17 protein-coding genes are annotated in these 21,000 nt (G+C 59.7%); 11 read left to right on the top strand and 6 right to left on the bottom strand.

Going from position 1 to position 21,000, the window contains the following annotated elements:
- Nucleotides 1-118: 118 nt before the first annotated feature.
- The 6 genes from recC to yfiB all read left to right on the top strand — a co-directional run bounded on the left by recC (nucleotide 119) and on the right by yfiB (nucleotide 11,828).
- Nucleotides 119-3,571, top strand: coding sequence for an exodeoxyribonuclease V subunit gamma (recC, locus tag BK662_RS01495; protein ID WP_123356096.1), 3,453 nt, complete (start codon nucleotides 119-121; stop codon nucleotides 3,569-3,571).
- Nucleotides 3,568-7,257, top strand: a complete 3,690-nt coding sequence (gene recB, locus BK662_RS01490) for an exodeoxyribonuclease V subunit beta (protein WP_123356094.1) — start codon at nucleotides 3,568-3,570, stop codon at nucleotides 7,255-7,257. Before recC ends, recB begins: the two co-directional genes overlap by 4 nt.
- The gene (gene recD, locus BK662_RS01485; RefSeq protein ID WP_123356092.1) at nucleotides 7,254-9,362 is read left to right on the top strand and encodes an exodeoxyribonuclease V subunit alpha; all 2,109 of its coding nucleotides are present in this window, start codon (nucleotides 7,254-7,256) and stop codon (nucleotides 9,360-9,362) included. Before recB ends, recD begins: the two co-directional genes overlap by 4 nt.
- Nucleotides 9,363-9,478: 116 nt before the next feature.
- Nucleotides 9,479-10,054 (top strand): regulatory sequestration protein YfiR, encoded by a 576-nt coding sequence (yfiR, locus tag BK662_RS01480; RefSeq protein ID WP_123356090.1) that lies wholly within the window; start codon nucleotides 9,479-9,481, stop codon nucleotides 10,052-10,054.
- A complete protein-coding gene (dgcN, locus tag BK662_RS01475; RefSeq protein ID WP_123356088.1) occupies nucleotides 10,051-11,319 on the top strand; it encodes a diguanylate cyclase DgcN/YfiN in 1,269 nt (422 codons plus the stop codon). The genes yfiR and dgcN overlap by 4 nt, the downstream gene beginning before the upstream one ends.
- A gap of 5 nt (nucleotides 11,320-11,324) precedes the next feature.
- The gene (yfiB, locus tag BK662_RS01470) at nucleotides 11,325-11,828 is read left to right on the top strand and encodes an outer membrane lipoprotein YfiB (RefSeq protein ID WP_123356086.1); all 504 of its coding nucleotides are present in this window, start codon (nucleotides 11,325-11,327) and stop codon (nucleotides 11,826-11,828) included.
- Here yfiB and BK662_RS01465 read toward each other — a convergent pair.
- Nucleotides 11,825-12,772 (bottom strand): LysR family transcriptional regulator, encoded by a 948-nt coding sequence (locus BK662_RS01465; protein ID WP_123356084.1) that lies wholly within the window; start codon nucleotides 12,770-12,772, stop codon nucleotides 11,825-11,827. The genes yfiB and BK662_RS01465 overlap by 4 nt on opposite strands.
- Nucleotides 12,773-12,934: 162 nt before the next feature.
- On the opposite strand from BK662_RS01465, the gene BK662_RS01460 reads away from it, so the two are divergent.
- On the top strand, nucleotides 12,935-14,452 hold the full coding sequence (locus tag BK662_RS01460) for a CoA-acylating methylmalonate-semialdehyde dehydrogenase (RefSeq protein ID WP_123356082.1): 1,518 nt from the start codon (nucleotides 12,935-12,937) through the stop codon (nucleotides 14,450-14,452).
- A gap of 10 nt (nucleotides 14,453-14,462) precedes the next feature.
- Complete coding sequence (gene mmsB, locus BK662_RS01455) at nucleotides 14,463-15,350, top strand: 3-hydroxyisobutyrate dehydrogenase (protein ID WP_030128141.1); 888 nt, start codon at nucleotides 14,463-14,465, stop codon at nucleotides 15,348-15,350.
- A 137-nt stretch (nucleotides 15,351-15,487) separates the two neighbouring features.
- Here mmsB and BK662_RS01450 read toward each other — a convergent pair whose 3' ends face one another.
- The 4 genes from BK662_RS01450 to BK662_RS01435 form a co-directional block, all read right to left on the bottom strand.
- A complete protein-coding gene (locus tag BK662_RS01450; protein ID WP_007988984.1) occupies nucleotides 15,488-15,832 on the bottom strand; it encodes a cupin domain-containing protein in 345 nt (114 codons plus the stop codon).
- Nucleotides 15,833-15,939: 107 nt separating this feature from the next.
- Nucleotides 15,940-16,311 (bottom strand): MerR family transcriptional regulator, encoded by a 372-nt coding sequence (locus tag BK662_RS01445; RefSeq protein ID WP_123356080.1) that lies wholly within the window; start codon nucleotides 16,309-16,311, stop codon nucleotides 15,940-15,942.
- Nucleotides 16,312-16,359: 48 nt separating this feature from the next.
- Complete coding sequence (locus BK662_RS01440) at nucleotides 16,360-16,935, bottom strand: NAD(P)H-dependent oxidoreductase (RefSeq protein WP_123356078.1); 576 nt, start codon at nucleotides 16,933-16,935, stop codon at nucleotides 16,360-16,362.
- A gap of 45 nt (nucleotides 16,936-16,980) precedes the next feature.
- Entirely contained in the window at nucleotides 16,981-17,865 is an 885-nt protein-coding gene (locus BK662_RS01435) for a LysR substrate-binding domain-containing protein (RefSeq protein WP_123356076.1), read from the bottom strand.
- Between the two features lie 233 nt (nucleotides 17,866-18,098).
- Here BK662_RS01435 and BK662_RS01430 point away from each other — a divergent pair, with 233 nt between their 5' ends.
- Complete coding sequence (locus BK662_RS01430; protein WP_123356073.1) at nucleotides 18,099-18,863, top strand: sulfite exporter TauE/SafE family protein; 765 nt, start codon at nucleotides 18,099-18,101, stop codon at nucleotides 18,861-18,863.
- Here the strand turns inward: BK662_RS01430 and BK662_RS01425 are convergent.
- The gene (locus BK662_RS01425; protein WP_123356071.1) at nucleotides 18,853-19,167 is read right to left on the bottom strand and encodes a putative quinol monooxygenase; all 315 of its coding nucleotides are present in this window, start codon (nucleotides 19,165-19,167) and stop codon (nucleotides 18,853-18,855) included. The two genes, BK662_RS01430 and BK662_RS01425, sit on opposite strands and share 11 nt — an antisense overlap.
- 160 nt (nucleotides 19,168-19,327) lie before the next feature.
- Between BK662_RS01425 and mdaB the strand changes: the two genes are divergently transcribed.
- A complete protein-coding gene (mdaB, locus tag BK662_RS01420; protein ID WP_123356069.1) occupies nucleotides 19,328-19,918 on the top strand; it encodes an NADPH:quinone oxidoreductase MdaB in 591 nt (196 codons plus the stop codon).
- Nucleotides 19,919-20,086: 168 nt separating this feature from the next.
- Nucleotides 20,087-20,998 carry a LysR family transcriptional regulator gene (locus BK662_RS01415; protein ID WP_123356067.1) on the top strand — a complete coding sequence of 304 codons (912 nt, stop codon included), beginning with the start codon at nucleotides 20,087-20,089 and terminating at the stop codon, nucleotides 20,996-20,998.
- The last annotated feature ends 2 nt before the right edge of the window (nucleotides 20,999-21,000 follow it).

The raw sequence follows: 21,000 nt of genomic DNA, 5'->3' as shown, positions 1-21,000 counted from the left end.
GTTTTGTTTTGTCCGCAGGAAAGTTCGTACAGCATCATCGGACCGCTCCCGGCTGTCACAGTCTGCCGACAGTGCTAAGGTTCGGCCCTAGCTTTTGTATTTTCCCAAGGAAGCCTTTATGCCGGACGCTACGTCCCTCAGTGCTGGTTTTATGGTGGTTCACGGCAACCGCCTGGACGAGTTACGCAGCTTGGTGGTCAGCTGGATGCGACGCTACCCGCTAGCTCCCTTGGAAAATGAAATCGCCCTGGTACAGAGTAACGGCATCGCCCAATGGCTGAAGCTGGCACTGGCCGAAGACCCCGAAGATGACGACATGGGCGGCTGCGGAATCGCCGCCGCCATCGACGTGCAGTTACCGGGCAGCTTCATGTGGCAGCTCTATCGTATGGTGCTGGGACGTGACGAAATCCCGGTCAAATCCCTTCTCGATAAAGCCCCGCTGACCTGGCGTCTGATGCGTCTGCTACCACAGTTGATTAACCAACCGCACTTCGAACCCCTGCAGCGCTTTCTTACCAATGACACCGACTTACGTAAACGCTATCAATTGGCTGAGCGATTGGCAGACCTGTTTGACCAATATCAGGTCTACCGTGCCGACTGGCTCGAAGACTGGGCAGAAGGTCGCCATCAGCTACGAAATGGCAGAGGCGAAGCCAAAGCCCTGACCCCGGCCAACTGCTGGCAGGCGGAGCTGTGGCGTGCGCTATTACTGGATGTCGGTGAGCAAGGCATGGCGCAAAGCCGTGCAGGCGTTCACCAACGCTTTATCGAGCGCATCAATAGTCTTGATGTGGCGCCCAGCGGATTGCCGTCACGGGTGATCGTTTTCGGGATTTCTTCACTGCCTGCTCAGGCCCTGGAAGCGCTTGCCGGGCTTGCTCGATTCAGCCAGGTCTTGCTGTGCGTACACAACCCATGTCGTCACCATTGGGCTGACATCGTCGCCGATAAAGACTTGTTGCGACATCAGTACAAGCGCCAGGCTCGCAAGAGCGGCATGCCGGTTGTGCTCGACTCACAAACACTCCATCAGCATGCTCATCCGCTACTGGCAGCGTGGGGTAAGCAGGGGCGGGACTACATCAATCTGCTCGACAGCTACGACGATCCTAATAGCTATCGCTCGGCGTTTCGTGACGGGCGTATCGACCTTTTCAGCGAAAACCAGCCACAGAACATGCTTAATCAGTTGCAGGACGACATCCTGGAATTGCGTCCCCTGAACGAGACTCGCGAGCGTTGGCCCGTTGTCGATGTGAAAAAGGACGAATCGATCCGTTTTCACATCGCCCATAGCGCTCAACGTGAAGTGGAGATCCTCCACGATCAGTTGCTCGCACGATTCAGTGCTGACCCAGACCTAAGGCCTCGCGACGTAATCGTGATGGTCCCGGATATCGACAGTTATGCCCCGCACATCCGTGCTGTGTTTGGTCAGCTTGATCGCTTTGATCCGCGCTTCATTCCTTTCACGCTTGCGGATCAAGGTTCGCGCGGCCGGGACCCGCTATTGATCGCTGTCGAGCATCTGCTCAAACTTCCCGACAGTCGCTTCCCTGTCAGCGAAATCCTCGATCTGTTGGACGTTCCGGCATTGCGCGCTCGGTTTGGCGTAGAGGAACGTGACCTGCCGACTTTGCACCGCTGGATTGAAGGCGCAGGTATTCGCTGGGGGATGAACGCCGAGCAGCGCGCGGGTCTGGGGCTGCCTGATGAACTGGAGCAAAACAGTTGGCGTTTCGGTCTGCGACGGATGCTGCTGGGTTATGCCGTGGGTAGCGGCAATGCCTGCGAGGGGATCGAACCCTACGATGAAATCGGTGGTCTGGATGCCGCACTCATAGGTCCCTTGGTGGCATTGTTGGATGCGCTGGAAATTGCCCATCAGGAACTCACTCAACCTGCAGCGCCCAAACAATGGGGCTCGCGGTTGCAAGCTTTGGTGCAGTTATTCTTCCTGGCCAGCAACGAACATGATGACTATTTGTTGGCCCGACTCGAAGAACTCAGAGAGACCTGGCTCGAGACCTGCGAGTCCGTAGGTTTGCAGGATGAGTTACCGCTGACCGTAGTCCGGGAAGCCTGGCTGGCAGGTCTTGACCAAGGTCGCCTGTCTCAGCGTTTCCTCGCCGGGGCCGTTAACTTCTGTACCTTGATGCCCATGCGAGCGATCCCGTTCAAACTAGTCTGTCTGCTTGGCATGAATGACGGCGATTACCCTCGCGCGCAACCGCCGCTGGATTTCGACCTGATGGGCAGTGACTACCGTCCCGGCGATCGCTCCCGACGCGAAGATGATCGCTATCTGTTGCTGGAAGCATTGTTGTCGGCACGCGACCAACTCTATATCAGCTGGGTCGGTCGCAGTATTCGGGACAACAGCGAGCGCCCTGCTTCGGTGTTGATAGGGCAGTTGCGTGACCATCTCGGCAGCGGCTGGCGACTGCACGATGACAATGATGACCTGCTTGAGTCCTTGACTCAGGAACACCCGCTGCAACCTTTCAGCCATCGCTACTTTCATGAGGGCGATGATCTATTCAGCTACGCCAGCGAGTGGCAGGTTCTTCATCAAGCCAGTGATCTGGCGACTGATATCGAAGTGCTTGAACCCTACGTCCAGGACGAACCGCTGAGCCTGGGTCAGCTGCAGGATTTTCTGCGCAACCCTGTACGACATTTCTTCAGTCAGCGGCTCAAAGTGTTCTTCGAGGCTGCCGAAGTGCCTTTGGCAGATGAAGAGCCATTCGTACTCGATGCGCTGCAACGCTACAGCCTCAGCGACAGCTTGCTCGAAGCGGCACTGGGGCAATTGGAGCAAACCGATCAGGTACTGGAGGCGCAGGCAAAACGCCTGCAAAACAGCGGGCTTTTGCCCATGGCCGGTTTTGGTGAATGTCTTCAGCGAGAGTTGATCGAGCCGCTGCCGGATCTGCTGTTGCGCTATCAGCAGCTTCTGGCGTTATGGCCGACCCCGCTCACCAGCGCGTTACCGGTGAGTCTGGAACTACAAGGATTGCGTCTGGAGGGCTGGCTCAGTGGCCTGCATCAACGCGCAGATGGCGGGTTGTTGTCGGTGACTACGATTCCCAACAGTATCGGTTCGATCAAGGCCCGCAAATGGCATCGCCTGACGCGACCTTGGGTCAATCACCTGGTTGCCTGTGCCAGCGGCATGTCGATGACAACTGCGTTGGTGGCCAGCGACGACAGTTTGCTGCTCGGTCCGATAGAGGAGGCGGCAGCATCCCGGGTTCTGGGCGATCTGTTGTTGGCCTGGCAATCGGGCATGCGCCAGCCGCTGCCGATTGCAGTAAAAACAGCGTTCGCCTGGCTCGCTCAAACCGACCCGAGCAAAGCTGACGCCGCTGCCCGCAAGACCTATGAAGGCGACGGCCAGACCACTGACGGCGAGCGCCGCGAAAGCCCGGCGCTCACTCGGCAATACGCCGATTACGATGCACTGACTGCGGATGAGACCTTCCCCGATTGGTGCAACGCTTTGTATCGGCCGCTGTTTGAGGCCTCCTGGCGTTCATCGACCAGCGAGGAAGCGCGCTCATGACCACGAAAACACCGTTGGCCCTCGCATTCCCCCTGCGTGGCAGCCAACTGATTGAAGCCAGCGCCGGGACCGGCAAGACCTTCACCATTTCTGCGCTGTACTTGCGTCTGGTCCTTGGCCACGGCGGCGAATCGAGTGGTTTTGGCCGTGAATTACTGCCGCCGCAAATCCTCGTGGTGACCTTCACCGATGCTGCGACCAAAGAGCTGCGCGAACGTATTCGAACTCGATTGGCTGAAGCCGCACGGTTTTTCCGCGATGAGACACCGGCACCGGATGGCCTTATTGCCGAATTGCGCGAGCAGTACCTTCCCGAACAGTGGTCCGGCTGTGCAAACCGCCTGGACATTGCCGCCCAGTGGATGGATGAAGCGGCGGTATCGACGATCCACAGTTGGTGCCAGCGGATGCTGCGCGAACATGCGTTCGACAGTGGCAGCCTGTTCACCCAGACCCTGGAAACCGATCACAGCGATTTGCTCGGCGAAGTCCTGCGCGACTACTGGCGACTGTTCTGCTATCCGATGCAAGGCGATGCGTTGAACTGGGTTCGCGGCAATTGGGGCGGCCCGGCGGCGTTGCTGCCTCGAGTGCGAGGGTTGTTCGCCAGCGAGCGTGACAGCGTTGAAGGTAAAGAACCTGCCGAGTTGATTGCCGAGTGCCTGCAGAAGCGACGGGCCGCCTTGCTCGAACTCAAGATGCCCTGGCGCCAATGGGCGGATGAGTTGCTTGCCATCTGTCACCAGGGCGTTGCGAGCAAGAGTGTTGATGGCCGCAAGATGCAGCCGCGCTACTTCGAACCCTGGTTCGAGAAACTTCGGGCCTGGGCCGAAGACGAATCTCTCGAGCAACTGGACATTGGCACCGGCTTCACTCGTCTGACTCCCGATGGCATGGCTGAAGCCTGGAAGGGTGAAGCTCCCCGTCATCCCGGTCTCGATGCAATGCCCGGTCTCAAGACCAGTCTCGATGGTTTGCCGACCCCTGATGCCGCGGTGCTGCAACACGCCGCTCACTGGGTCGGTGCGCGGTTCGAAGAAGAAAAGCGTCGTCGCGAGGAAATGGGCTTCGATGACATGCTGCTGCGCCTCGATGCGGCTTTGCAGTCCGAAGGCGGTGAGCGCCTGGCGACACTGATCCGCGAGCAGTTCCCGGTCGCGTTGATCGACGAATTCCAGGACACCGACCCGGTGCAGTATCGAATCTTCGAGAGCGTTTATCGCATCGAAGACAACAATCCTGAAACCGGTCTGTTTCTGATCGGTGACCCGAAGCAGGCGATTTATGCCTTCCGCGGAGCCGACATCTATACCTACTTGCGCGCTCGCCAGGCCACCACTGGCCGCCTGCATACCCTGGGCACCAACTTCCGTTCCAGTCATGGCATGGTCAGTGCGGTGAACCATGTGTTCGAGCGCGCCGAATCTCGTGAGCAAGGGCGCGGAGCATTCCTGTTTCGTGAGAAGAATGGCGAGAACCCGGTACCGTTTCTGCCCGTCGAATCCCAGGGGCGCAAAGAAGTTCTGCAGATTGATGGTCAGGTTGTACCGGCCCTGAACATCTGGCACCTGTCCGCCGATCAGCCACTGTCTGGCGCGGTGTATCGACAACAATTGGCCGCCGCCTGCGCCAGTGAAATCACCGCGCTGCTCAATGGCGGTCAGCAAGACAGTGCGGGCTTCATCCAGGACGGTAAGGACTTCAAAGGTCTACTGCCATCGGATATCGCAATTCTTGTGCGCGACGGCAAAGAGGCCCAGGCCGTGCGTGGCGAACTTTCGGCCCGCGGCGTGCGCAGTGTTTACCTGTCAGACAAGGACTCCGTGTTCGCCGCGCAGGAGGCCCATGACCTGCTGACCTGGCTCAAGGCGTGTGCCGAGCCGGATGTCGAGCGTCCCCTGCGTGCCGCTCTTGCCTGCATCACACTGAACCTTTCGCTGGCTGAGCTGGAGCGGCTGAATCAGGACGAACTGGCCTGGGAAGCACGGGTCATGCAGTTCCGCGGTTATCGCGAGCTCTGGCGCAAGCAAGGCGTCTTGCCAATGTTGCGGCACCTGTTACATGACTTTCAGTTGCCGCAGGCGTTGATCGCGCGCAGTGATGGCGAGCGGGTGCTGACCAACCTGTTGCACCTGTCCGAGCTGCTACAGCAGGCCGCCGCCGAGCTTGATGGCGAGCAAGCCTTGATCCGTCACTTGTCCGAGCATCTGGCATTGTCCGGTCAGGCTGGCGAAGAACAGATCCTGCGCCTGGAAAGTGACGAGCAACTGGTCAAGGTTGTGACCATTCACAAATCCAAAGGGCTTGAATATCCGTTGGTGTTTCTGCCGTTCATTTGCTCGGCAAAACCGGTGGATGGCAGCCGTTTGCCGTTGTATTACCACGACGCGACGGGCAAGGCTCAAGTGAGCTTGAAGCCGACGCCGGAGTTGGTCGCTCAGGCCGATGATGAGCGCTTGGCCGAGGATCTTCGTCTGCTCTATGTCGCCCTGACCCGGGCACAACATGCCTGCTGGCTCGGTGTGACTGACCTCAAGCGCGGCAATAACAACGGCTCGATGTTGCACCTTTCAGCGTTGGGTTATCTGCTGGGCGGTGGTGCGCCATTGGCCGAGTCTGCAGCGTTGCGGCGTTGGCTGGAAGATTTGCAGCAGGACTGCCCGGCGCTGAACTACGGTGAAATGCCTGAAGCGAGCGCCGCGCATTACCATCCGCCGCGCAATGAAGCGACCTTGCTGGCACCGCTGCTACCCAAGCGAAAAGCCAGCGAGAACTGGTGGATTGCCTCCTACAGCGCCCTGCGCATTGGCGACAGTCTGAGCGTGGGCAGTGACGAAGCCCCGGAGAGCCCGCAAGCACAAAAGCTTTTTGACGACGAACGTCTCGATCCGCAAGCGCCGCGAGAAGTGATTGCCGGCGGGGCTGATATCCATCGGTTCCCTCGCGGGCCGAACCCCGGCACTTTTCTCCATGGATTGCTCGAGTGGGCCGGTGACGAAGGTTTTGCTGCTGCACCACAAGCTGTGGAAGACGCTATCGCCCGTCGCTGCAATCGCCGTGGCTGGGAAGGCTGGATCACGACGTTGAGTGACTGGCTGCAGCACTTGCTCAAATCCCCGCTACACATCGGCGGCGGGCAGGCACCGGTAGTGTTCGAGCAACTGACCGAATACCGGGTCGAAATGGAGTTCTGGTTCGCCAGTCACAAAGTCGATGTGCTCAAACTCGATGAACTGGTGCGCCAATACACCCACAACGGCGTGGCCAGGGTGGCCGCCGAACCGGTGCTGCTCAATGGCATGTTCAAAGGCTTCATCGACCTGACGTTCGAGCACGACGGTCGTTATTACGTCGCCGACTACAAATCCAACTGGCTGGGTGTCGATGACGCGGCCTATACCGAGCAGGCCATGGAGCAGTCGATTCTCGATAACCGTTACGACCTGCAATATGTGTTGTACCTGCTCGCCTTGCATCGCCAGCTCAAGGCGCGGCTGGTCGATTACGATTACGACCGGCATGTCGGTGGGGCGTTGTACCTGTTCCTTCGCGGTACTCGTACGGCCAGTCAGGGTGTGTATTTCGCCCGTCCGCCACGGGAGCTGATCGAGCGTCTGGACCGGTTGTTCCAGGGCAAGCCAGAGCCCAAGGCCGAACCCGCCTGGGAACAGGGAGTACTGCTATGAGTCGCACCTTCGCCGATTTGCTACCCACGCCATTGGCGGCCGAAAGTCTGGCGGATCTGGCCCCGTTGAGTCGCGCAGATGACTTGTTGCTGCTGCTCACACGCTGGGTCGAACGCGGTTGGCTGCGGGCACTGGACAAGGCCTTCGTGGCCTTTCTCCATGAACTCGCTCCCGACGACGATCCATTGGTATTGCTGGCTGCGGCGTTGACCAGTCACCAACTGGGCCACGGCCATGTTTGCCTGGATCTGTTCGAAACGCTGAAAGAGCCGGACTTCGCTCTGTCGCTGCCGCCGGAAGGTGATCTGCAAAGTGGTGCGATGTTGCTGCCGTCGCAATTGCTTGAGGCGCTGGATGGTGCTCATTGGTGCAAGGTCCTGGCGTCCAGCACCCTGGTGGCTCTGGCCGTCGACGGGCGTGAGGCCGCGCAGCACCGGCCGTTGGTGCTGTCGGGTAAACGCCTGTACCTGCGCCGCTACTGGGCTTACGAACGGCGCATCGATAACGCCCTGCGTCAGCGCCTGGCTGCACACGAAACAACACCGAATGATTTACCTCAACGCCTGACCGGCCTGTTCGGTCCTGCCAGGCCTGATGAAGTGATCGACTGGCAGAAACTCGCTTGCGCCCTGGCTATCCGTAGCGCATTCAGCATCGTCACCGGCGGCCCGGGAACCGGTAAAACCACCACGGTCGTGCGCTTGCTCGCATTGCTTCAGGCGCCCGCGATTGAGGCCGGCAAACCGCTGCGCATTCGTCTCGCGGCACCCACTGGCAAAGCGGCCGCACGATTGACCGAGTCCATCAGCCAGCAGGTTCAAACCCTGGAGGTTGCTGAAACAGTGCGGGAGAAGATCCCGTCGGATGTGACCACCGTGCATCGTTTGCTCGGCAGTCGTCCCGGCACCCGGCATTTCCGGCACCACGCCGGTAATCGCTTGCCGCTGGATGTATTGGTGGTGGACGAAGCCTCGATGATCGATCTGGAAATGATGGCCAATCTGCTCGACGCATTGCCGGCCCACGCCCGTCTGGTGCTGCTCGGTGACAAGGATCAACTGGCGTCGGTAGAGGCCGGTGCCGTCCTGGGCGATCTGTGCCGCGATGCCGAAGCCGGTTGGTACAGCCCGCAGACACGCCAGTGGCTGGAGGCAGTCAGCGGTGAAAACCTCCGTAGCAGCGGTTTGCACGAAGACATCAACGGAGCGCATCCCCTGGCTCAGCAAGTCGTGATGCTGCGTCACTCACGGCGCTTCGGCGAGGGCAGCGGTATTGGCCAGTTGGCCCGTTGGGTCAACCAGCAGCATCCTGAGGAAGCCCGCAAGTTACTGGCGGCTGGAAGCCATGGCGACGTATTTTCCCTGCCCCTCAAGGGTGAGCAGGACCGGGCGCTGGAGCGGTTGTTGCTCGAAGGCCATGGCGAGGGGCCGCAAGGTTATCGGCATTACCTGGGTCTTTTGCGCAGTCAGCGGCCACCGCTCAATAGCCCGCTCGACGATCCATGCTGGGCCGATTGGGCTCGCGTGGTGCTGCAAGCTTTCGACGCCTTCCAGCTATTGTGCGCGGTACGCAAAGGGCCTTGGGGTGTGGAGGGCTTGAATCAACGAGTGACCGACGCGCTGCTCAAGGCTCGACTGATCGACAGCGACCACCAGTGGTACGAAGGTCGACCCGTGCTGATGACTCGCAACGACTATGGCCTGGGGTTGATGAACGGCGATATTGGCATTGCCCTCAAGCTGCCGGAACGTGAGGGGCCCGACGCTGGACGGCAAGTGTTGCGTGTGGCCTTCCCGCGCAACGATGGCCAAGGCGGTGTGCGCTTCGTCCTGCCAAGCCGGCTCAACGATGTCGACACTGTGTACGCCATGACCGTACACAAATCCCAAGGCTCGGAATTTGCCCATACGGCGTTGATTCTGCCGGACGCCCTGAACCCTGTGCTTACCAAGGAACTGATCTACACCGGAATAACCCGGGCCAAACACTGGTTCACCCTGATTGAGCCTCGCGCCGGCGTATTCGAAGAGGCCGTGCGGCGCAAGGTCAAGCGTTTGAGCGGGTTGATGCTGGAGCTGGAAGAGGGGATCGCGCCGGGTCGCTGAAAAGGGGAGCCGACGACGGAATCTGTCCGAAGTGCCGTGGAGCGTGGCCTCGCTGGTGTTTCGGTGCTGTGCTATCGTTGCGGCATCATATCGTTGCGATCGAAGAGAATCCCTGCATGAAGGTGGCTGTCTGGGCGACAGAGCGCGTTGTTGGCTGCAAGCAAGTGCTGCTTGCCGGTCTTCTCTGTTTGTTGACGGGCGTTGCCTTCGCTCAACCTGAAACCGTTGAGAGCAAGGCCGACCAGCGCGCCAGATCGGTCACTCAGGTGGTGCTCGGGATCCTCAGTTATGCCCGGTGGCCCGTTGAGCCTCAACAGCTGCGACTGTGCGTGGTCGGCCCTACCGAGTACACCGACGACCTGGTCAAAGGCACTACCCAGGCCACTGGTCGGCCTGTCACCGTGCGACGGCTTTTGGCCGACAATCCGGCGATTGCCGGTGAATGCGATGCGGTGTACATCGGCAAGCTGACCAGCGACGAACGCAGTCGATTATTCGCCTCGCTGACAGAGCGCCCGGTGGTGAGCATCAGCGAAGGCGGCGATCAGTGTACCGTCGGCAGTCTGTTCTGTTTGCGGGTCGGCGATGAACAAGTGTCCTTCGAGGTCAACCTCGACTCGGTCGCCCGCAGCGGTGTGCGCATTCATCCCAGTGTGCTGCAACTGTCGCGCCGCAAACCGGCGGCATCATGAGTCTATTCAAATCTCGTATACGTCCGACCTTAGGGTCGGTTATCGGCCGTGGGCATTTGATCGTCGCCTTGGTGGGCGTGGCCATGGCCAGTGTTTCGTTGACCCTGCTGGGTGTTCTGGCCTTGCGGGTTTATGCCGATCACAACCTGCATTTGATCGCCCGTTCGATCAATTACACCGTGGAAGCTGCGGTGGTGTTCAACGATAAGGTCGCCGCCACTGAGGCACTGGCGTTGATCGCGTCCACCGAAGAAGTGGCCGACGCACAGGTGATGGACGAGCAAGGCGAGTTGTTAGCGCGCTGGCAACGACCGGAAACGGGATTGCTCTCCGATCTTGAAATGCAGGTCGCCCGGGTGATTCTGGAAAAGCCCATCAGCATGCCGATCGTCCATCAAGGTCAGGAAATCGGCAGTATCCTGCTGGTCGGGCACGGTGGCAGTCTGATGAGTTTTTTGCTCAGCGGTCTGGTGGGAATCGTCTTGTGTACCGCCATCAGTGCCTGGGTTGCGCTCTATCTGGCGCGGCGGCAATTGCGGGGGATCACCGGCCCTTTGCGTAGCCTGGCTACTGTGGCTCACGCCGCCCGTAGCGAGCGAGCCTTCGACCGGCGCGTGCCGCCCGCCGATATTGCCGAACTCGACAACCTGGGCAACGACTTCAATGCCTTGCTCGATGAACTCGAATCCTGGCAGACCCATCTGCAAAGCGAAAACGAAACCCTGGCCCACCAGGCCAGCCATGACAGCCTGACCGGACTGCCGAATCGAGCGTTTTTCGAAGGCCGCCTGATACGTGCCTTGCGCAATGCCGGCAAGCTCGATGAGCGGGTGGCCGTGCTGTTTCTCGACAGCGACCGGTTCAAGGAGATCAACGATAACTTCGGCCACGCTGCCGGCGATGCGGTGCTGGTCGCCGTGGCAACCCGGGTTCGTGCGCAACTGCGTGAAGAGGACCTGGTCGCGCGTCTGGGCGGCGACGAGTTTTCAATCCTGCTCGCACCGCTGCACAAGGCCGAAGACGCCGAACGGATTGCTGACAAAATCATCGCCAGCATGGAGATACCAATCCAGTTGCCGGGCAGTATCCAGGTGTTGACTTCACTCAGTATTGGCATCGCCGTGTACCCCGATCATGGGGTCACACCGGGTGAGTTGCTCGATGCTGCCGACGCCGCGATGTACCAGGCCAAACGCCTTTCCCGAGGCGCGCAGCAAACGGCAGGAGCGGAGCTCCCTGTCGCCCATGTTCAAACCAGGAGCTAATTTCGGTGTTCACCTTCAATCAGCGTTCTCTACGACTTTTCACGATCACCCTGTGCCTGGCCTTGCTGGCATTGACCGGCTGCCAGACGGCACCGCAAAAGGGCCTGACCCCGGCGCAGATCGCTGTGCTCAAGCAGCAAGGTTTCGAAATGACGGATGATGGCTGGGCCTATGGCCTGTCAGGCAAAGTTTTGTTCGGCAGCGATGTCGAGAGTCTCAACCCCGCCAGTACCGAGATCGTCGAGCGCATCGGCAAGGCGTTATTAAGTGTGGAAATCGAGCGCGTGAGAATCGACGGCCACACCGATGCTTCGGGCCAAGAGTCCTATAACGAACAGCTTTCCCTGCGACGGGCGAAAAGCGTCGGCAAGGTTTTGGCCGCAGTCGGCATAAAAGAAAAAAACATCCAACTGCGCGGCCTGGGCAGCAGCAAGCCCGTCGCTTCCAACGACACCGCGGTCGGACGCACCGAGAACCGTCGGGTGTCGATCGTGGTGAGCGCGGACTAATCGGCGAACAACATCTCCCGACTTTCCCCCATCAACAGCGCTTGATTCTGCTCAGTGACCGAGCGGATGTAATCCCACAACAGGGTAATCCGCTTGAGCTTGCGCAGGTCTTCCCGGCAGTACATCCAGAACTGCCGGGTAATGGTGATCTCTTGCGGCAACACCGGCAGCAATCGCGGGTCTTGAGCTGCCAGGAAGCACGGCAGAATCGCCAGTGACCGTCCCTGCTGCGCCGCCACAAACTGCGCAATCACACTGGTGCTGCGCAGATTGGCACTGGCACCGGGCAACACATTTGCCAGGTACAGCAGCTCCGAGCTGAACGCCAGATCGTCCACGTAACTGATGAATTGATGCTTGCCCAAGTCTGCCGGGCGGCGGATCGGTGGGTGCTTGTCCAGATAATCCTGGGTCGCATACAGCTGCAATCGGTAGTCGCAGAGTTTGCAGCAGACATACGGGCCGTGTTCCGGCCGCTCTAGTGCGATGACGATGTCTGCCTCGCGCTTGGAAAGGCTGATGAAGTGCGGCAGCGGCAGGATGTCCACCGAGATCGCCGGGTAGGCGTCGACGAAATGGCTCAGCTGCGGGGTGATGAAAAAGCTGCCGAACCCTTCGGTGCAGCCCATGCGCACATGGCCGGACAACGCCACGCCTGAGCCCGAAACCTGTTCGCAGGCCATGTGCAGAGTGCTTTCGATCGACTCGGCGTAACCCAGCAACCGCTGGCCCTCGGCAGTCAGGACGAAACCGCTGGTCCGGGACTTTTCGAACAGCAATGTGCCCAACGAGGCTTCCAGCGAACTGATGCGTCGCGACACGGTGGTGTAATCCACCGCAAGGCGCTTGGCCGCGGTGCTGGCCTTGCGAGTGCGGGCAACCTCAAGGAAAAACTTGAGGTCATCCCAGTTCAACGAGCCTAAAGACGTGATGTTTTTTTGCATGATGGACCGGCTTTTATGTGCGTTCTTATTAGAAGTTTGCACATCTATACTCCAAAAACAGTCCGACAACCAATTCGCGACACACGCCTCATCTCAAGGCGACTTTCTCGCCTTGGCTCCAAAGATCGCTCTCTTAATAAGAACAACGTCCCGGAGACCAATATGAACGCATCGCTAGAAACCACCGTGCAAAAGGTCAAATTGTTGATCGATGGCGAGTGGGTCGAATCCCAGACCACCGAATGGCATGACATCGTCAACCCGGCGACCCAACAAGTGTTGGCCAAAGTCCCATTCGCTACAGCCGCCGAAGTGGATGCCGCCATCAGCGCCGCCCATCGCGCCTTCCAGACCTGGAAGCTGACGCCGATCGGCGCGCGGATGCGCATCATGCTCAAGCTTCAGGCGTTGATTCGCGAACATTCCAAACGTATTGCCGTGGTACTCAGCAATGAGCAGGGCAAAACCATCGCCGATGCCGAAGGCGATATCTTCCGCGGCCTGGAAGTGGTCGAACACGCCTGCTCCATTGGCAGCCTGCAGATGGGCGAGTTCGCCGAGAACGTTGCTGGCGGTGTCGACACCTATACCCTGCGTCAGCCGATCGGCGTCTGTGCCGGCATTACCCCGTTCAACTTCCCGGCAATGATTCCGCTGTGGATGTTCCCGATGGCCATCGCCTGCGGCAACACCTTCGTGCTCAAGCCATCCGAGCAGGATCCGATGTCGACCATGCTGTTGGTGGAACTGGCCATCGAGGCCGGCATTCCGCCAGGTGTGCTCAACGTCGTACATGGTGGCAAGGATGTGGTGGATGCGCTTTGCACCCACAAGGACATCAAGGCTGTTTCGTTCGTCGGTTCGACCGCGGTCGGTACTCACGTCTACGACCTGGCCGGCAAACACGGCAAGCGTGTGCAATCGATGATGGGCGCCAAGAACCACGCTGTGGTGCTGCCGGATGCCAATCGCGTACAAGCGCTCAATGCGCTGGTGGGGGCTGGTTTCGGTGCCGCCGGGCAACGCTGCATGGCCACGTCCGTTGTGGTGCTGGTGGGCGCGGCCAAGCAGTGGCTGCCAGACCTGAAAGCACTGGCACAGAAACTTACAGTGAATGCCGGCAGCGAGCCGGGCACTGACGTCGGTCCGGTGATTTCCAAGCGTGCCAAGGCACGGATTCTCGATCTGATCGAAAGCGGCATCAAGGAAGGCGCCAAGCTTGAGCTGGATGGTCGCGACGTTACCGTTCCAGGCTTCGAAAAAGGCAACTTTGTCGGCCCGACCCTGTTCTCCGGTGTGAAACCCGATATGCAGATCTACACCCAGGAAATCTTCGGTCCAGTGCTGGTGGTGCTGGAAGTCGATACCCTCGATGAAGCCATCGCACTGGTCAACGCCAACCCATTCGGCAACGGCACGGGTTTGTTCACCCAGAGCGGTGCGGCGGCGCGTAAATTCCAGACAGAAATCGACGTTGGCCAGGTCGGCATCAACATCCCGATTCCGGTGCCGGTGCCGTTCTTCAGCTTCACCGGTTCCCGTGGTTCGAAGCTCGGCGACCTCGGTCCTTATGGCAAGCAAGTGGTGCAGTTCTACACTCAAACCAAGACCGTTACCGCGCGCTGGTTCGACGACGACAGCGTCAACGACGGTGTGAATACCACCATCCACTTGCGTTAAGGAGCCGGACATGAAAATCGCTTTTATCGGTCTCGGCAACATGGGCGCGCCGATGGCGCGCAACCTGATCAAGGCTGGCCATTCACTGCGCCTGGTCGACCTGAACAAAGCTGTGCTGGCAGAGCTCGAGCAACTGGGCGGCAGCATCAGCGCTTCGGCACGTGAAGCGGCTCAAGATGCAGAGCTGGTGATCACCATGCTGCCGGCCGCTGTGCATGTGCGCAGCGTCTGGCTGGGCGAAGATGGCGTGCTGGCGGGGATTGCCAAAGGCGTGCCCGCAGTGGATTGCAGCACCATCGATCCGCAGACGGCGCGCGACGTTGCCGCAGCGGCTGCCAAACAAGGCGTGGCCATGGCCGATGCGCCGGTCTCCGGCGGTACCGGCGGTGCAGCGGCCGGGACGCTGACCTTCATGGTCGGCGCCACGCCTGAATTGTTCGCGACCCTGCAGCCGGTGCTGGCGCAGATGGGCCGTAACATCGTCCACTGTGGCGAAGTCGGCACCGGGCAAATCGCCAAAATCTGCAATAACCTGCTGCTGGCGATTTCCATGGTCGGCGTCAGCGAGGCCATGGCCTTGGGCGATGCGCTGGGGATCGACACGACGGTGCTGGCCGGGATCATCAACAGTTCCACCGGGCGTTGCTGGAGTTCGGAGATGTACAACCCGTGGCCGGGTATCGTCGAAACGGCGCCGGCCTCGCGCGGGTATACCGGCGGTTTCGGTGCCGAACTGATGCTCAAAGATCTGGGGCTGGCCACTGAGGCGGCACGTCAGGCGCACCAACCGGTGGTGCTCGGCGCCGTGGCGCAGCAGTTGTATCAGGCGATGAGTCAGCGTGGGGAAGGAGGCAAGGACTTCTCGGCGATTATCAACAGCTATCGCAAACCGCAATAAGAGATTTTTCCGGGGATCTGCGTCGGGCAGATCCCCGGTTTTTTATTGGCTGAAAAAAGATCGCAGCCTTCGGCAGCTCCTACATGGGAATGTGTACACCCCGTAGGAGCTGCCGAAGGCTGCGATCTTTTGCTTTATCAGGCAAACACGAAATACTTGCGCACGGTCTCAACCACTTCCCACGTGCCTTTCATGCCTGGCTCGATGACGAAAATGTCACCGGCGCGCAGATGGATTGGCGCCATGCCTTCCGGGGTGATGACGCAATAGCCTTCCTGGAAATGGCAGTATTCCCACTTCACGTATTCCACGTACCACTTGCCCGGCGTGCAGATCCAGGTGCCCATGATCTTGCTGCCATCTTCGCTGGTGTACGCGTTGAGGTTGACGGTGTGCGGGTCGCCTTCGAGTTTTTCCCATTTGCAGGCATCGAGCACGGGCAGTGGATGAGTATCGCGAAGGACGGTAATCGGTGCGGTCATGATGACTCCGGGCAGTGGGTTCAAGAACTGAAGTCGCACCCTATAGCGCCCATACACCGTTCAGTTGTCTGTATTCGACATTGAGCTGTCCAGAAACGCGCAGACTCTCAAAGACTTTCCAACGGGCAATCGGCTCTGGCCTGTGTGAGGCTGGCTTCGAACTCGACCAATTGCTCGTGTTGATGCCTGAGTGCGGCAATCCTCTGGCTGATTTCGCGTTTCTTGGCATCGATGGCTTGCTGCGCCAATGACCAGGGCATCGCCAGGCCTTGATGTCCGGTAAAGATCGCCTGCAACTCCTTGAGCTTGAAGCCCAGTTGCTGGGCGCACTTGATGAAGATCAGCAGGTCGACGCTGTGCTGATCATAGACACGGTATTTTCCTTGCCGCCGAGCGGCAGGCAGCAAGCCGATCGACTCGTAATGGCGAATACTCTTGATCGTCGTGCCCGAGCGATACGCGGCTTGGCCGATGTACATGAAAAGTCCTTTTTTGCCGAGGGTAAGCCAGCCCCATTATCGGCAGACTCATCGGCTGGCGATAGCCTGGGCTTGCAGCAGCCAGGTTTCGCGCTGACCGGCGCTGGACCCCAGGACTGGCCCGAAGGTGAGCGTGCGCTGAGGTTCGATGCCGCAAAACGCCAGGGTGGTTTTGCGCATCTGATGCAGCCCGGGCATGCGGTAGATCCAGCGGTAGTACCAGGGTGGCGTGTCCATGGTCACGAGCAGATGCGCGCTGCGGCCATGCAGCAATTTGTCGGGAAAGGCTTTGCCTTCGCGATACTTGAAGGCGAAGCCCGGAAGCAACACCCGATCAAGAAAACCCTTGAGCAAGGCCGGTACGCCGCCCCACCAGATCGGGTAGACCAGGGGCAGGTGTTCGGCCCACAGAATGTCCGCCTGAGCACGGCGCAAGTCGGCTTCCAGCGGCTGCACATGTTGATAGCCTTCGCGCAGCACCGGGTCGAAGTCCATTTTCCCTAGAAACAACTGGCGCACCTCATACCCGGCACGCAACGCCGATTGTGCGTAGCGTTCGGCAAGTGCGCCGCAGAAACTGTTGCTCGAAGGATGGCCGAGGATCACCAGAATTCGCTTGCTCATCGTAACGGTCCCTGAAGATGAAACCTCAAGGGTAAAGTCTGCCCCTCAGGGGAGAGTCAAGGCGTTCAGCAAGGCCTGGGCGTAACCGGGCAGCACGGTGAAGTCTCGGGCGCACAGCAACAGTTTGCGTCGCGCCCACGGCTCTTTCAGTGCGATGCTTTTGAACGGTGTTTCAGTCGGCCAGCGTTCGACCGCCGCCAAGGGCACGATCGCCAGCCCGGCACCTCGGGCGACCATGCGCATCACGCCATCGAAGCCATCGGCACGGATGCGGATCTGCATCCGTAAGCCGCTGTGCAGGGCTTGTTCTTCCAGGTACACGGCCAAGGCGCTGTTGGCGTTCAGGCCGACGTAATCGTGGTGCAAGGTGGCGCTGAAATTTAACGGTCCGGTGTCGGCCAAGGGGTGATCATGCGGAAGGATCAGTATCAGCGGGTCGTCGCGGAAATAGCGGGTCTGAAGGCCGTCGGTATCCACGGCGTCAGACACGATGCCCAGGTCCGCCGCACCTTGGCGCAAGGCGTGGGTGATGCGCGCGCTGGGCAGCTCTTGCAGGTCGATGTCGAGGTTCGGATGGTCACGCAGAAAGTCTGCCAGCAACTCTGGCAGGTACTCGGTGATCGCTGTGGTGTTGCACAACAACCGCACCTGGCCTTTGACCCCTTTGGCGTATTCGGCCAGGTCCTGCTGCATGCGCTCGGCCTGTTGCAAAAGGACTCGGGCGTGCTGCGCCAGGGCTTTGCCGGCCGGGGTCGGGCTGATACCGCGACGGCCGCGCTCCAGAAAATCAGTGCCGAGTGAAGATTCCATCGCGCGGATTCGTGCGCTCGCCGCTGCCAGGGACAGATGACTGCGAGCGGCGCCGGCGGTGATGTTGCCGGTGTCGAGGATGTTCAGGTAGAGACGCAGGTCGGTCAGGTCAAAGTGCATTGGCAACCTCTGGATGTTTGTTGTCTGGACGGGCCCTTTCGCGGGCAAGCCCGCTCCCACAGAGATCTTTGGCGGATACACAAATTTGTGTTCGATACATTTCAACTGTGCGAGCGGGCTTGCCCGCGAAGGCGTCAGCACTAGCAACGAAAATTCCAGCCTCTACCCAATCAAGAGGCAGCCTCAGTATATGGCAGATTTTCAAGGCAACCTTCAGGGCTCACCATAGCCCCATGAATACACTCGCCGCGTTCTACCAACATCTGGGTTTGGCCCTGTCCTTATTGGTTATCGCCACCTTCCTGCTGGCCGGGATGATCAAAGGCGTGATCGGCCTCGGTCTGCCAACCATTGCCATGGGCTTGCTCGGTCTGGCTATGGCTCCGTCGCAGGCTGCGGCGTTGCTGATTATTCCCGCGACGCTGACCAACGTCTGGCAACTGGCATTCGGTGGTCATTTGCGCAGGCTGCTGAACCGGTTGTGGCCGATGCTGTTGGCGATTTTCCTCGGCACGGGCGCCGGCACGCTCTGGATCGGCCTGGCCGGTGGGCATTGGGTCGTGCGAGGGTTGGGAGCGGCGTTGTTGATTTACGCCTTGAGCGGGTTGTTCCTGCCGACCTTGCGTGTTGGCGGTCGCACCGAGCATTGGCTCGGTCCGCTGTGCGGTGTGCTGACGGGCATCATCACCTCGGCCACCGGCGTCTTCGTGATTCCGGCGGTGCCTTATCTGCAAGCGCTGGGCTTGGGCAAGGATGAACTGGTGCAGGCGCTGGGCCTGTCGTTCACCGTCTCGACCCTCGCATTGGCCGCCGGCCTGTTATGGCGCGGCGCCCTCGGCGGTGGCGAGTTGAGCGCGTCGCTGCTGGCGTTGATTCCAGCGGTGCTCGGCATGCTGCTGGGGCAATGGCTGCGTCAGCGGATCAGCGCCGTATTGTTCAAGCGCGTGTTCTTCATCGGCCTCGGCGTGCTCGGCGGCCACTTGCTGATCAGCGGCTAGCGGACGACGCGCTGAGCATCTCGATCGGGCGGATATCGAAATCCCGTTCCAGATACTCCATGCGCATGTCGAGGAACTGCTGCATGTGCGGCAGGTTCGAGTGTACGTCCAGATGCGCCTGGGACTGCCAGATCTCGTAGAAGATAAACAGCGTCGGGTCCTGTTTGTCTCGCAGCATGTGGTACTCGATGCAGCCGGGTTCGGCGCGGCTCGGTTCGACATAGGCACGGAAGAACGCTTCGAAGGCCTCGGCTTTTTCCGGGCGGGTCTTGGCGTGCAGGATGAAGCCTTGCAGTTCGCTCATCAGGTTGTCCTTGAAAGTCAGAATCGGCGCAAGTTTATGGCAACAATCCACTGTCGATTCGTGCGTATTGGTCAAATGAATTTTGCTGATTGAGCGCTTATTCCGCGCGAGTCGACTCGCTACTCTGCCGCCATCGAATTTCAACCTTGCGAGACTTCTCATGAAAAAAGTCCTGTTGCTCAATGGCGGCAAAAAATTTGCCCACTCCGATGGTCGCTACAACACGACGTTGCACGAAGCCGCGTTGAGCGTGCTGGATCGCGGCGGTGTGGATGTAAAAGCCACGTTCATCGACGAGGGGTACGACGTCGCGGAGGAAGTCGCCAAATTCCTCTGGGCCGATGTGATCATTTATCAGATGCCCGGCTGGTGGATGGGCGCGCCCTGGACCGTCAAGAAGTACGTCGATGAAGTCTTCACCGAAGGCCACGGCAGCCTTTACGCCAGCGATGGCCGCACGCGCTCCGACGCGTCGCAGAAGTACGGCAGCGGTGGTTTGCTGCACGGTAAAAAATACATGCTGTCGCTGACCTGGAACGCGCCGCAGCAAGCCTTCGACGACCCGACCGATTTCTTCGAAGCCAAAGGCGTGGACGCGGTGTACTTCCCGTTCCACAAGGCCAACATCTTCCTCGGCATGACCGGTTTGCCGACCTTCCTGTGCGTCGATGTGATGAAACGCCCGAATGTCGAAGCCGATGTGGCGCGTTATGAGCAGCACTTGAGTGAGGTGTTTGGCTTACCGGCCTGAATTTTCCGGCTAGTATCCGTCGCAACGGCGGGAAAGATCGCAGCCTGCGGCAGCTCCTACAGATGGCGCACACCCGAAGGTTCGGGGTGGCGCGCAATCCTTGTAGGAGCTGGCGCAGGCTGCGATCTTGACGATTCATGCCACGCCGATTAGCGAACGAGGACACACGTGAAAGCCAGATCCGATGAGTTGCAGATTTTCGTCTGCGTGATTGAATGCGGGTCGATTTCAGCTGCGGCCGAACAGGTCGGGCAAACGCCGTCGGCGGTCAGCCGCACGCTGTCGCGACTGGAGGCCAAACTCGACACCACGCTGATCAACCGCACCACGCGGCGCATGGACCTGACCGAGGAGGGCAAGTATTTCTTCGAGCACGCCAAGCTGATTCTCGATCAGATGGACGAACTCGAAGAGCGCCTGTCCTCACGCCAGCAAACCCCCTCCGGGCGTCTGCGAATCAATGCTGCCTCGCCGTTCATGCTGCACGCCATCGTGCCGTACATCGATGAGTTCCGCCGTCTCTACCCGGACATCCAGCTCGAACTCAACAGCAACGACCTGATCATCGACCTGCTCGAGCAAAGTACCGACATCGCCATCCGCATCGGCACGCTGGCCGACTCGACCCTGCACGCCCGCTCCCTGGGTTGCAGCCCGCTGCACATCGTCGCCAGCCCGGCGTATCTGGAGCAACACGGCATGCCAGCCGCGGTTGCCGATCTTGCCGAACATACGCTGTTGGGTTTCACCCAGAACGAAGGCCTCAACCAATGGCCGTTGCGCTATGTCCACGGTGATCGCTGGCCGATCCAGGCGTCGATCAGTGCGTCCAGCGGCGAGACGATCAGGCACCTGGCGCTGGCAGGGCAGGGCATCGCCTGCCTGTCGCACTTCATGACCATCGACGACATCCGCGCCGGTCGCTTGCAGGTGCTGTTGGCGGAGTTCAACAGTGGATATCGCCAACCGATCAACGCGGTGTACTACCGCAACTCGCAACTTGCCCTACGGATTCAGTGCTTCCTGGACTTCATCCAGGGCAAATTGGCGGCTTATGCGATTGCGGATTTCAAGGGCTGATG

The organism is Pseudomonas frederiksbergensis, assembly GCF_003732275.1.
In the GTDB taxonomy this organism is placed as follows: Bacteria; Pseudomonadota; Gammaproteobacteria; order Pseudomonadales; family Pseudomonadaceae; genus Aquipseudomonas; species Aquipseudomonas frederiksbergensis_H.
Note: the sequence above shows the minus strand (reverse complement) of the source record. Positions and strands in the feature narration are given on the sequence as shown.

Excerpts from the sequence above, each read along its gene's own strand:
- recC (WP_123356096.1), top strand. The coding sequence starts at position 119 with ATGCCGGACGCTACGTCCCTCAGTGCTGGTTTTATGGTGGTTCACGGC.
- recB (WP_123356094.1), top strand. The coding sequence starts at position 3,568 with ATGACCACGAAAACACCGTTGGCCCTCGCATTCCCCCTGCGTGGCAGC.
- recD (WP_123356092.1), top strand. The coding sequence starts at position 7,254 with ATGAGTCGCACCTTCGCCGATTTGCTACCCACGCCATTGGCGGCCGAA.
- yfiR (WP_123356090.1), top strand. The coding sequence starts at position 9,479 with ATGAAGGTGGCTGTCTGGGCGACAGAGCGCGTTGTTGGCTGCAAGCAA.
- dgcN (WP_123356088.1), top strand. The coding sequence starts at position 10,051 with ATGAGTCTATTCAAATCTCGTATACGTCCGACCTTAGGGTCGGTTATC.
- BK662_RS01465 (WP_123356084.1), bottom strand. The coding sequence starts at position 12,772 with ATGCAAAAAAACATCACGTCTTTAGGCTCGTTGAACTGGGATGACCTC.
- BK662_RS01460 (WP_123356082.1), top strand. The coding sequence starts at position 12,935 with ATGAACGCATCGCTAGAAACCACCGTGCAAAAGGTCAAATTGTTGATC.
- mmsB (WP_030128141.1), top strand. The coding sequence starts at position 14,463 with ATGAAAATCGCTTTTATCGGTCTCGGCAACATGGGCGCGCCGATGGCG.
- BK662_RS01450 (WP_007988984.1), bottom strand. The coding sequence starts at position 15,832 with ATGACCGCACCGATTACCGTCCTTCGCGATACTCATCCACTGCCCGTG.
- BK662_RS01445 (WP_123356080.1), bottom strand. The coding sequence starts at position 16,311 with ATGTACATCGGCCAAGCCGCGTATCGCTCGGGCACGACGATCAAGAGT.
- BK662_RS01440 (WP_123356078.1), bottom strand. The coding sequence starts at position 16,935 with ATGAGCAAGCGAATTCTGGTGATCCTCGGCCATCCTTCGAGCAACAGT.
- BK662_RS01435 (WP_123356076.1), bottom strand. The coding sequence starts at position 17,865 with ATGCACTTTGACCTGACCGACCTGCGTCTCTACCTGAACATCCTCGAC.
- BK662_RS01430 (WP_123356073.1), top strand. The coding sequence starts at position 18,099 with ATGAATACACTCGCCGCGTTCTACCAACATCTGGGTTTGGCCCTGTCC.
- BK662_RS01425 (WP_123356071.1), bottom strand. The coding sequence starts at position 19,167 with ATGAGCGAACTGCAAGGCTTCATCCTGCACGCCAAGACCCGCCCGGAA.
- mdaB (WP_123356069.1), top strand. The coding sequence starts at position 19,328 with ATGAAAAAAGTCCTGTTGCTCAATGGCGGCAAAAAATTTGCCCACTCC.